The sequence below is a fragment of the Amycolatopsis benzoatilytica AK 16/65 genome (assembly GCF_000383915.1).
In the GTDB taxonomy this organism is placed as follows: Bacteria; Actinomycetota; Actinomycetes; order Mycobacteriales; family Pseudonocardiaceae; genus Amycolatopsis; species Amycolatopsis benzoatilytica.
In genome coordinates this window covers 6,467,348-6,478,932 of record NZ_KB912942.1, presented here as the reverse complement: position 1 = coordinate 6,478,932, position 11,585 = coordinate 6,467,348, and the positions used below count along the sequence as shown (strand labels likewise).

Sequence of the window (11,585 nt, the reverse complement as noted above, 5' to 3'; positions counted from 1 at the left end):
AAGAAGCGTTGCCGATCTTGCGCAGCGCCGTCGCAGCCGCAGAACCGGACGCGCCGCGGTTGCTGGCCTTGACCCTGATGGAAAGCGGCGACAAGCAAGCGGCCGCCGACGTCCTGGTGCAGGCTGTCGCCGCGGGTCAGACGCATCTCGCTGGACTGCTCGGTGATGTCGCCGACGACCTCGGCAACGCGGAGCTGGCGGAGTCGTCCTATCGGCAGGCGATTGCCGCGGGCGACAGCGACGCGCTCAACGACTACGGAACCTTCCTCCGAGGACAGGAACGCTACGACGAGGCGATAGCTGCCTTCACCCGGGCGATCCACGCGGGCGACGCTCTCGCGCCCGGGAACCTGGTCCGCTTGCACCTGCACGACCTCGAGGACGTCGATACGGCCGAACGGCTGGGGCGGCAGTACCTGGACGAGGCAAAGCCCACCACCTACACCGCGCTCGCCGACGTCTGCGCACAGCGGGAAAAACTGGACGAAGCTGAGGAGATGTATCGGAAATCCGTGGCCTTGAAAGCTCCGAAAGCGCATATCAACTATGCGAACTTCCTCTGGGAGGAACGCGACGACGACGTCGGCGCGGAGCGTGAACTGCGGCTCGCGAAAGAAGAAGACGAACCGGGTTGGGGCTACGAACTCGGCTTCTTCCTCGCCGAGCACGACAGAACCGACGACGCACGTGACGTGCTGGAGCACGCCGCATCATGGGGCGACCTGGACGCGCGTGAATTGCTCGACGACCTCGATTCACAACAATGAAGGCCCGTCGGTCCGGCTGGAACTGGCTGTTTTGGTGATTCCGGTCCGCGACACGGCACCTTCTCGTAGCTGGACAGCCCAGAATGGAGACGGGTCGCGTAGCTCCCTGGCGGGGATTGCAGGGTTGGCGAGATCCGTCGATCGTCCGCGAGTTGTCGGCCGAAGGCGGAGGAAGGATCGGTGATCGCCAACCGCAACAGCGCGTTCACCGACCTTGAAGGGTATGTCCGGCTGCCCCTGGTCTCCACTCTGCGGCTTACGCCGTGCAGGTCGGCGATTGGTGGTCCTTCGAGCCATCAGGGCGCGGGTCGAGTAGCGCCTGCGTATTCGTCTCCCGAATAGCGGTAGCTATCGATTCGCACGGATTGTCCAAAGGTGGGGGCGTTCAGAGTTTTTCCGTTTCCTATGTAGAGGCTGACGTGTCGAATGCGCGAGACTGGACCGTAGTAGACGAGGTCGCCTGGCAGGAGCGGCTGCGCTTCGGGAACATGGTTGCCGGCTCGGTATTGGGCGTCGGCTGTGCGGGGCAGTGCGATCCCGGCCGCTGCGTAGGCGGCCTTGGTCAACCCTGAGCAGTCGAATCCGTAGTCGCCGTTCTGCGGGCCGTCGCCGCCCCACACGTACGGCAGCCCTCGCTGCCCGCACGCGTAGTTGATCGCGGCTGTCGCGGCGGGCGTGGGGGCCTGGATGTTGTTGCAGTCACCGGTTCCGGTCGTCGCGGGGGCCGGTTGGCAACGGACCCCGGACACGGCGGCGACGACCGCGCGCGCTTTGTCCTCGTGCTGGGCGTAGGCGTTCGGGAACCCTGATCCCTGGACGGCTTGCGCAGCGTCGTTGACGCTCATCTTCTGCCAGTTCGGCGTGGCGGTGAGGCGTTCGAAGAATTTCGTCGCCGCGTAGGTCGGCGTGGTGATCTGTTGCGGGGTGCCCCAGCCCATGGAGGGCCGTTGCTGGAAGAGGCCGAGCGAGTCGCGGTCGCCGTAACGGAGGTTGCGCAGTCGTGATTCCTGCATGGCGGCGGCGATCGCGACCACCCAGCCTGGCTCGGGTACGCCCAGCTGCTTGCCGACGGCCACGATGGCGGCCGCGTTGCCGGTCTGCTCGACAGTCATGCCGGGTGCCGTGCCGACGGGCGCGCCGTGCGGGGTGCAGGTCAGCGAACGCGACGGGCCGCTGCCGGCGAAGAGAGTGCTGACGATGTCGGCGATTCCGGCGCCGAGGAGCAGCGGAAGAGCGAGGACCGCTGCCGCGACACCGGCCGCGATTTTTCCGCCCATGGTCGGATCGTTCTCCTTTCCGGGGTGCGCACTGGTTTCGGCGACAGGCGGCCCGTGCGGCGGGGTTTCGAGGAGGAAGGGGCCGTGGGTCAGCGGTCTCCGCGGGCGACCCGGTTCGGCGTGGCCGGCGGCGGGACCGGGCTCGGCGGCGGCAGCCGGTAGGGCGAGGCCGCGGCGGTGTCACCGGTCTCGCTCTCGCCGTCCTCGGCGGCGGGGTCGGCCGGCGGCGCCAGGCCGGGCCAGGCGTCGGAGAGGTCGGCGAGGCTGTACCGCGGCCCGGCGCGGTCGGTGCGCGCCGCGGTCAGCGGCAGCCACACCGCTTCGCCGGGACTGGGGTGTGCTGCGGCCGGGTCGAGCAGGTCGGCCGCAGCGGTGGCCACCGGCACGGCGCGGGGGTCGTCGAGGCCGGCGTGCGCGCGGGCGAGCGCGGTGCGGGCTCCGGCTTCGCGGCGGGTGGTGGGCAGCCACACGAGCACGGGGGTGGCGATGCCGGTGGACTCGGCCAGCCGGGCGTAGCCGGCCAGTTTGCGCCCGACCTTGGTCAGGGCCTCGGTGCCGGTGTCGAACTCGAGGAACCACTCCGCCTCGCGGGCGGCGGAGCCGGTGCCGGTTCGAAGTCGGCCGTAGCCGTCCGGGATGACGAGATCGCCGAAATGCCGGGCGCAGCGCGATTCCGACCACCACGCCACGAGCGCCTCCGGGTGCCGAGCGCGGCGGGTGCGGGCGATGAGCGAGGTGAAGAAGTCGTTCACGCCGACGGTGTGCGCGAGGCGCTGGTTGTGGGCGATGCCCATGGCGCGGTCGTGGCGGTAGCCGAGTTCTTTGACCTCCAGGCCGTGTTCGGCGGCGAGCACGGCCGCTCCGGCGGGGCCGAGGACGTAGTGCATGGGGGCGGAGCCGAGTTGGCGGAAGGGCTGGAACCGCGACACCGTGCGCCAGAGGTAGAGATCGCGCAGGCGCTGGCGGGCGGAGCGGCCGGAGGGGAAGCAGGCGTCCTGGATCTGGCTGGTGGTCAGGACCCGATGCTCGTGCAGCACGGCGAGGAGCCATTTGTCGCGGGCGGTGAGCCGGGAAGCGAGCATCGACTGGTGTTCGACCGAGCCGGCGGCGCGGACGGTGCGGCGGCCCGGCAGGTGGCCGCGCAGCGCGTCCTGGCGGGTGGTGGTCGTGATCACGGGCGTTCTCCTCGCAGGGTTGTCAACAGGGTGTGGACAAGTGCTGTGGGCAAGCCCGACTCGGCCCCGGAAGGGACGAGCGGCTGCGGCTGTTTCCTTGCGGCGCGGCGGAATCCCGGGTGCGTGCGGCGGCTAGGGACGGGTGCGGCGCGGGTCGGTCTTGGGCGGGCGGGCCGGCGGAACCCGCCGCCCGGTCGCCGCCGACCGGGTTGAGCTGACGTCGGTGGGCGGGCTGATGCGGGTCGCCGCGTCGCCGGTCGCGGTGTCGTGCGCGCGGCGCCGGGCGCGCAGCACGGCCCGGATTTCCCGTGCCCGGCCGGGAATGGGGTCGGGCAGGGGAGTGGTGGTCATGGTGAACGGCTCGGTTTCCTCGCCGTGCACGACCAGCCGGGCCGCGGTGTGGAAGGCGCCGAGGTGGGACAGGTCGTGATCGGACAGCCGCGGTGCGGTGTGGCGGGCGAGTTCGCGGGCGTCTTCGGGGCTGGCGGAGAAGAAGATCTTGGAGCGGGCGTTGGTGGAGATGCCTTCCTTGAGTTCGCGGGAGAGCTGCCCGAGGTGCTGGTGGGCCAGGGTCATCGAGACCCGGAAGCCGCGCGCCTCGGCGAGCATGTCTTCCAGCGGGTACGGGAGATTGAGGAAGTTGTGGCATTCGTCGACGACGAGGCTGGCGTCGGGCCGCAGGCGCTGCGGGACGCGGGCGCGGGCGGTGGTGGCCTGCCAGGTGCGTGCCACTACGAGGGAGCCGACCAGCCGGGTGGTCTCTTCCCCGAGGGAGCCTTTGGGTATGCGGACCAGGCAGATGCCGCCGTCGTCGAGCACCTGGGACATGTCCACAGTGGATCGTCCGCCGGCGATGGCTTCTTTCACGAAGGGCCGCAGGAGAAACGCCCGGAGCTTGTTCATCAGCGGCGAGATCACCTGGGAGCGGGAGCTGTCGGTGAGGTCGTCGTACCACTCCCAGAACCCGGTCAGCACCGGGTCGGCCAGGCCGGCGGTGATCCGCGACCGGAACGCCTCGCTGGCGAGGAGTTTCGGCAGGTCGGCCAGGGTGGGCACGCCTTCCTGAGCCCGCAGTGTCAGGCAGGCGGCGCGCATGAGGTCGTCGGTGCGCGGGCCCCAGAACGCCGAATAGACCCGCCGGAACACGGAGACGAGGTTGTCGACGTCGCGGTCGGTTTCCCCGCCTTCGAGAGGGTTGAGGACGGGCGGGCGGTGCAGGGAGTCGGCGTCGAAGAGCACGACCCGGTCCGCGGCCGAGCGCGGCAATCGGCTGAGGACGTCGGTGACCAGATCTCCTTTCGGGTCGATCAGGACGACACCGCGACGGTTCTCGGCGTCGTCGAGGATCATGTTGCCCAGCAGGGTCGATTTGCCCGAGCCGGTGGCGCCGAGCACGTGCAGGTGATGGCGGGCGTCGGCGACGCGCAGGCCGACGGGCCGGGCGTGTCCGGTGTCGGACCGGCCCAGCGGTTTGACTTCTGTCCCCGGTGCGGCGATCCCGGGCGGCGGGGCGACCGCTTTGGCGCCCGCGCGTTCGACGCCGGGGATCTCGGGGTCGGTGGGCAGGTGCGCGATCGCCGCCAGCTCCGGCACCGACAGCAGGTCCCCGCGGTCGAGGCGCCGCTCGGTCAGGGCGCGGGCGGGGCGGCGCAGGCGGGTGCGGGTGTAGTGGTTGTGCTCGGTGTAGGCGGCGAACGCGGCGGCCAGGGCGTGCGCACGGCCCCGCGCGGTGTCGCGGGCCCGGCGCGCCAGTTCGTCGTCCGCGTCGGCGGGCAGGTCGGCGGCGACGGCGTAGCGCACGACGGTCTCGTACTGGGAGCCGCGCTGTTTGCCGACGATGGCCTTGTTCTGGGCGGAATACTCGAGCGAGAGCTGCGGATCCTGGCTGATCCGCCGCCCGTGCGCGCTCCGGCCGTCGCGGGCGGCGTTCGCGCCGGGCGTGACCGCGTCGAGAATCCGGCCGCCGAGGCGACCCGAGGAGCCCTGGTGCACCCGGCGGGCGGCGCGGCGGGCGCGGGCGACGCGGCGGCCGGTGACCGGGCGGGCGAGGATCTGCACGCAGGCGCGCTCGTCACGGCCGAGGCCGACCGGCGCGCCGAGCAGTCCGCGGATCGGGTCGGCGTCGAAGCTGGTGCGGATGGGCAGGGCTTCGGAGCGGGCGAGGCGCAGTTGCCCGCCGACGGTGATCCGCCGCCGCCCGGCCTCCAACGCGCGGAACGGTGACGCGGCGGCACCGGTGCGGGTGTGCGAGCCGGGCCAGGCGGCCTCGACCGCCCGTTCCACCAGCGAGGGCGGGATGACGCCGGGGACCCAGAACTGGACGGTGACACCGTGCTCGCCGAACACGTACTCCATCGCCAGATGCGGCTGGCCCGCCCACAGCCGCCGCCAGGCGGGGCGCAGCAGCCCGACGAGGTTGGACCAGACCGCGGCCCCGCCGGCGGGATCGACGGAGGGCGGGGCGAGCACGGTGATCCGGCGGGCGTCGACCTGCAGCGCGGCCTGGCGACGAGCGCGCCACCAACGGCGCGCAGCGATCGAACCCGCCACCGCCACGGCCAGGACAGGGACGACGATCGGCCCCCATGCCAGCGCCCACTCGCGCAGGGCGGCGAGCAGGGCGGCGGTGGCGCCGCCCGGGTCGCGCAGGCAGTCGCCGACCAAGTTCTGCATCACCTGCGGCGCTGCGGCTCGTACGGCCATGGCTGAACCCCTTCCGGGAAACGTGGTGCGAGGCAAGGAGAAGCCGGGAGCGGAGCCGGGCCCGCTCACACGGGGCCGAGGTCGACCTGCTCCGCGTCGCCGAACCCGTCGCCGTCGAGCTCCGCGTCGGCTCCCGGGGCGACAGGGTCGGAGGAGCCGGCGGTGTCGGCGGGTCCGAGGTCGACGTAGGCGCCGGCGAGGCCGCTGTCGGCGGCGTCGGGGTCCTCGTCGGCGAACCGGGCGAGTTCGGCGGGGTCGGTGGTGACGAGGAAGTTCTCCGCGGGCGAGGCCAGCGACTGGAACGCGACCCGGTGCGTGCCCGCGCTGAGAAGGCCCTGGCCCCGGTCGGCCGAGAGCAGGAACTGCCGCTCGCCGCCGGAGAGGTCGAAGGTCTCGGCGATCTCGTCGATGGCCTGCGGCGCCTGGCGCAGCAGCACCTGGGTGGCCGCGTTGCTCACGATCGCCTTGCCGAGGTCGCTGCCGAGCACGTCGGCGGTGTCCTGGGTCGCGACCGTGAGCCCGCACCAGTGCTTGCGAGCGGCCTTGGCCAGTCGGAACAAGAATCGGGCGCCTTCGGGCTGCTGCATCAGCAGCCACGCCTCGTCGACCACGACCAGCCGGGGCCGGCGGCAGGCTGGGTTCGAGACCCGGCGCCAGACCGCGTCGAGCACGAGCAGGGTGGCGACGGCGCGCAGCTCGTCGGGCAGGTCGCGCAGGGAGAACACCACGAGGTGCCCGTCCGGGGTCGCGCTGGTGGGCCCGTCGAAGAGGTCGGCGAACGACCCGTCGACGAACGGATGCAACCGCGCGGCGAGATCGGCCGCTGCCGCGTCGCCGCTGTCGCCGGAGGCGGCGAGCACGTCGCGCAGGTCGCGCAGCAGCGGCGCCGGGCGCGTCCAGGTGCGGGCGTCGTCGGTGATGCCCGCGCGGCGGTAGGCGGCGGTGATCGCGGTGTCGAGCACGGCCCGCTCGGCGGCGGTGGCCTCGGCGCCGAAGAGCACGGCCAGGACGGTGTGCAGGAACAGGCTGCGCCGTTTGAGCGCGTCCTGGGGGGCGGTGCGCCGCCCGCGCGGGTCGGTGTGCACGGGCAGGTCGAACGGGTTCAGCCGGACCCCGCCCGCGCCGAGGTGGACGTAGGTGCCGCCGACCTGGGAGGCCAGGCGGGCGTACTCGTCCTCGGGGTCGACGACGAACGCCTGCACCGCGTCGCCGGCCCGCCCGCGGTCCCCGTCGCGGTCGTCGCCGAGCCTGCGGTAGAGGCTGCGCAGGGTCTCGAGCTTGACGAAGTAGGACTTGCCGGAGCCGCTGCGGCCGAGGACGACGGAGTTGTAGTTGTCGCAGGCGAACCGGTCCCAGTGCACCAGTCCCGAGCTGCCGACGTTGTAGCCGTAGAGCACGCCGGACGGCGCCGAGGCGGTCGGGTCGGTGGGCGGCAGGTCCGGCGAGGTGAACGGGTACGCGGCCGACACCGCCGCGGTGTCGAATGTCCTCTTCAGCCCCAGCGGGTCGAGGCCCAGCGGGAGGGTGGACACCCAGCCCTGCAGCGCCCGGTAGGTGGCGGGTTTCGCGTCCAGCAGCAGCGACGCGCACAGCGACCGCAGCGCCGAGACTTCCTCGGCGAGCGCTATCTCGTCCGGGGCGTGCACGGTCAGGTACAGGCCGAACTTGAAGAGTTTCCCGTCGCCGCGGGCGATGCGCCGCGAGAGGTCGGCGGCGTCGTCGGCGGCGGCGTCGAGGTCGGGGTCGTCGAGCCGGTGATGCCGAGCATTGTGGCGGCGGGACGATTCGAGTTTGGCGCGTTGCCTGCGCAGGCCGCTGGCGGCCGTGGCCGGGTCGACGGGCTGGACGTGGACCGAGACGTCCAGCCGCGCTGGGTAGGTCAGCAGCGGCGCGAGCCAGCCGGGGTGGACCTCCTGCGGATAGCCGGTGATCCCGAAGGAGGCGACGAACTCGTTGCCGATCTCCAGATGCCGGGCCGACACCGACAGCGCGTCCGGGGTGAACGCCCCGGCCGACCCGGACCGGGTCGCCGTGGCGTGGTTTCTGGTGCGTGGCATGGATGGCTACCTGCTTTCGATCTCGTCGTCGTAGTCCCAGTCCTCGTCTTCGGACAGCCACGGGCCCGGTGCCTGCGACCGTCCGGGCCGTGCCGGGGCGGGTTGTGCGGTCGCGGATCCGTGAGGGGTCGGCCGGGCCGGGAGGGAGGTGCCGTCGGGGCCGTAGAGGTCGGTGAAGGTGGTGGTGGCGGTGACCACCTCGTCGGCTCCGGCCAGCTGGGCCGAGGGCGGCAGGAAGGTGTCGGGGTTGCACGCTGCAGCCAGCGCCGCGGTCGCGGCGGCGGCATCGAGCGGCGTGGCCACGATCCCGGCGGGAGCCAGCAGTTCGACGGCCTCGCCGAGGCGGCGCACCAGCCTCTGTTCGGCCGCCTGCCGCACCCCGTCGTCCGCCGATCGCTCGTCGTCGCTGCGGCGGCGTCGCCGCGACAGCACGCTCGACGCGGCGGCGGGCGCCGGCCCGGTCCGCAGCGGCTCGCGCAGCACGAGCAGCACCTGGCGGCGCAGCAGGTCGGCGTGCGCGGTGAGTTCGGCGAGGTAGTCCGCGTGGTCCCGCGCCGCGGCTTCCAGCGCGGGGTGGGGCAGTCCGCCGGCGCGGGCCCGCAGTTCGGCGATCTGCGGTGCGAGGTCGAGGCGTTCGGCCCGGACCAGGATCTGCACGGGAGCGGTCAGGCTGTGCAGGTAGCGCGCGAACGAGGCGACGAGCGCCTCCTGCTCCCCGGGCGTGCGCAGGGAAAAATTGACCGTCGAGCACGCCGCGATCACCGCGAGCCCGTCGGCGCCGAGGTCGACGACCCCGGCCTGCGCGCCGCTGTCGGCCACGCCTTGGGCGGGGAGTTCCAGCGGCGCCGGGGACACCGGCTCGGCAGCGGCTGGTCGCCGCCCGCGGCTGCGGGTGCGGATTTCGGGTCGCTGGGCGGTGAGCCAGGCCGGGGCGGCGCGCACGCCTTCGGGCGCGGCGACCCGGTGCCGCGGCGACAGGTGCTGGCGCACGGCGGCGAGGGCGAGCTTGTCCAAGGGCAGCCCGTCGCGCTGCCCGAGCGCGAGCACGGTGACGGTGATCCCGATCGGCACGGCGAGGATCAGGAACACCGGCAGCGGCAGGAACGCGCGGGTCGCCGAGTACAGGCCGCAGAGCCCGAGTCCGGCGGCGCCGAGGATCGCGAGTTGCCGGGCGGTCAGCGGGCCGAGCACCCGGTCCGGGCGATCGACGTCGGCGGGCACGCGCACGGGAGACGTCATGGCGACCAGTCCTCACTTCTTTTTCGGGCCCCGGCGACCGGGAAGGTCCAAGGGCAGGGGCAGTTGCGTTCCGGTGCGCCGCTTCGGCGGCGGCGAAGCGGTCGCTTCCGTGGCCGGCGGCGCGGGTGTGGGCTGGCGTCGCAGGCCGAGCGGCAGCGGGTACTGGCCCGAGGCGAGCGGCCGGTTGCCGGTGTAGGCGTCTCGGGCCGGGCGGCGCGGGGCGCGGGCGGCGCGGTTGATCCGCCCGGACGGGGTGATCAGCCCCGGGCCGGTCTGGCGCGGCGGGCCGGGTGCGGGGTCGGCGAGGTCGTCGGCCACGGTTCGCCGCGGCGTGCGCGGTGGTGCGGGACGGAGGTGGATGGGGAGCATGCCGGCGTTGGGCGCGATCAGCGCGCGGGGCAGGTGGGCGAGCGGTCGCGCGTTGCGGTTGATCCGCCCGTCGTCGGTGAGCAGTCCGGGCTGCGCCGGCGGCGGCATGCCGGTGGGTCGCTCGGCGAGGTCGTCGGCCAGCGACCGGCGTCCTGCGCGGTCCGGTTCGCGGCGGGTGGTGATCGGGAACCCGAGTTGATCGCGGGGCAGCGCGCCGGGCAGGTCCGCGGGCGGCAGGGCTCGCGGGTTCGCCGACACCGTCAGTTCGTCCCCGGCGTCGCTGGCGGTGAACAGCGACATCTGCCCGGGGCCGGGGCGGCGGTCCGCGTTCGCTCCGGTGCCCGGCAGGTCGCCGAGGCGCGGAGAGCGGCCTGGCCAGGGCCGGGTGCGGCGGACCCGCATCGGCAGCATGAACTGGCCCGTGCGCGTGGACGGCGGGTCCGCCGGAGCATTGAACCCGCCCCGGCCGAGGGCGCCGCCGCGCGTGCTGCCGGACCGAGAGCCTGCACCGCCGAGCATTCCCATGGTCTTGTAGGCGATCGCGCCGCGCACCAGCGAGCCGAGCATGGAGCGGCCTCCGCCGGTCACCGGACGCAGGCACCAGAACGGGATCTTGATCAGCACCCACATCAGCGCGAGGGACACCAGCAGGTTGATCAGCCCGTTGAGGTTCGGGCCGAACACGGTGAAGCCGCCGGGGACGAAGAAGATCCGCAGCGCCGCGACCATCGCGAGCGACTGGCCGATCTGGATGGCCAGGACGCCGCCGAAGGCCTTCCACCATGCCTGGGCGATGCCTTCGGTGTGGGGCAGGGCGTGCCACATCAGGGCGATCGGCGCGGCGGCGATCAGCAGGATCGTCACCATGACCCGCACGATGAACGTGATGAGCAGGACGATGATCAACGCGGCGAGGGCGAAGCCGATGAAGACCAGCCACAGGTCGCTGCCGGCGAGCGCGGCCAGGACCATGTCGGTCAATGCCTTGCCCGCGACCTGCGGGTCGAGGTTGGAGCCCGACACCGCCTGGGCGAGGGCGTTGGCGAGCTGGATGGCTTTCGTCGCGATGAACAGCGACAGCGTGCCGGCGAGGAACCCGATGACGACCCGGGGTGCGATCTCCTTGATGGTGTAGCGGGTCTGGAGGGACTCGTAGCCCATGACGACCAGCCCGGCGACCAGGACGATGATCGCGTAGACCGCGAGCAGGATCTGCCACGACTCGGTCCACAACTGCCCGACGCTCGGCAGGGAACCGGGTTCGGGCGTGGTCAGCAGCGTCTTGCCCAGCAACTCCAGCAACGGGTTCAACGCGTCGGTGACCACGCCGCGGAAGAACGCGTCGATGCCTTCGGTGACACAGGCGATCGGGTCGGTGATGCCGCACTTGTCGGCCTTGTCCCCGTTGCTCGCGCCCGGGGCCGGGGTCTGGCCCGGCTTGTTCGGATCGAGAGGAGTCGGCTGGGGAATGCAGTTCGGCCCTTCGCACGGCGCGGGCGTCGACGAGGTGCGGCCGAGTCCTCCGCACTCGGGCATCAGGGCGCCCGGGAAGCACGACGCCGTCGGCTGCGACGGCGGCGGAACCAGCGGGGTGCTCGGCAGCCCCGATGGGGTCGGCGCCGGGGCGCCGGTGGGCAGCCTGCACGCGGGGTCGGCCGAACCGGCGCCGCAGCCGGGCTGCGGCGCCGTGGGCAGCGGGAGCACCGGCGGTTGCGCGGGTACCGGCGGTGTGGCCGCGGTCGCGGACCCGGGTGCGGCCGATGCGGCGAGCGCGATTACGGCGAGGGCCGCCAGCAAGGGAATCAGCACCGCGAGGGAGCGGGCCCAGCCACGTGCGGGCATCCACCGGGCCCGGCCGCCGTGGTCGCGACGGCGCCGTGCGGGACGGGTCGGAGCAGCGACCAGGGACCGCTGGCCGCGGCGGGGGCCGGTTCTCGCGCCCGCACGGTCACTGCCCGAATCGGCGGCCCGGGCAGGACGCACGATCGGTGTCGTCGC

7 protein-coding genes are annotated in these 11,585 nt (G+C 72.9%); 1 reads left to right on the top strand and 6 read right to left on the bottom strand.

The features are described 5' to 3' along the window. Positions 1–8: 8 nt before the first annotated feature. Complete coding sequence (locus tag AMYBE_RS0130040; RefSeq protein ID WP_245573269.1) at positions 9–767, top strand: tetratricopeptide repeat protein; 759 nt, start codon at positions 9–11, stop codon at positions 765–767. Positions 768–1,063: 296 nt separating this feature from the next. On the opposite strand, the gene AMYBE_RS0130035 is transcribed toward AMYBE_RS0130040, so the two are convergent. From AMYBE_RS0130035 to AMYBE_RS0130010, 6 genes are all read right to left on the bottom strand, one after another. Next, on the bottom strand, positions 1,064–2,044 hold the full coding sequence (locus tag AMYBE_RS0130035) for a C40 family peptidase (RefSeq protein WP_020663096.1): 981 nt from the start codon (positions 2,042–2,044) through the stop codon (positions 1,064–1,066). An 89-nt stretch (positions 2,045–2,133) separates the two neighbouring features. Beyond that, positions 2,134–3,219, bottom strand: a complete 1,086-nt coding sequence (locus AMYBE_RS0130030) for a replication-relaxation family protein (RefSeq protein WP_020663095.1) — start codon at positions 3,217–3,219, stop codon at positions 2,134–2,136. Between the two features lie 132 nt (positions 3,220–3,351). After that, positions 3,352–5,922, bottom strand: a complete 2,571-nt coding sequence (locus AMYBE_RS0130025; protein WP_020663094.1) for a DUF8128 domain-containing protein — start codon at positions 5,920–5,922, stop codon at positions 3,352–3,354. 65 nt (positions 5,923–5,987) lie between these two features. Then, positions 5,988–7,979: a VirB4 family type IV secretion system protein gene (locus tag AMYBE_RS0130020; RefSeq protein WP_020663093.1), complete on the bottom strand. Its 1,992-nt coding sequence runs from the start codon at positions 7,977–7,979 to the stop codon at positions 5,988–5,990. A 6-nt stretch (positions 7,980–7,985) separates the two neighbouring features. After that, the gene (locus AMYBE_RS0130015) at positions 7,986–9,218 is read right to left on the bottom strand and encodes a PrgI family protein (RefSeq protein WP_020663092.1); all 1,233 of its coding nucleotides are present in this window, start codon (positions 9,216–9,218) and stop codon (positions 7,986–7,988) included. A gap of 12 nt (positions 9,219–9,230) precedes the next feature. Next, positions 9,231–11,429: a TrbL/VirB6 family protein gene (locus AMYBE_RS0130010; protein WP_245573268.1), complete on the bottom strand. Its 2,199-nt coding sequence runs from the start codon at positions 11,427–11,429 to the stop codon at positions 9,231–9,233. Positions 11,430–11,585: the final 156 nt, after the last annotated feature.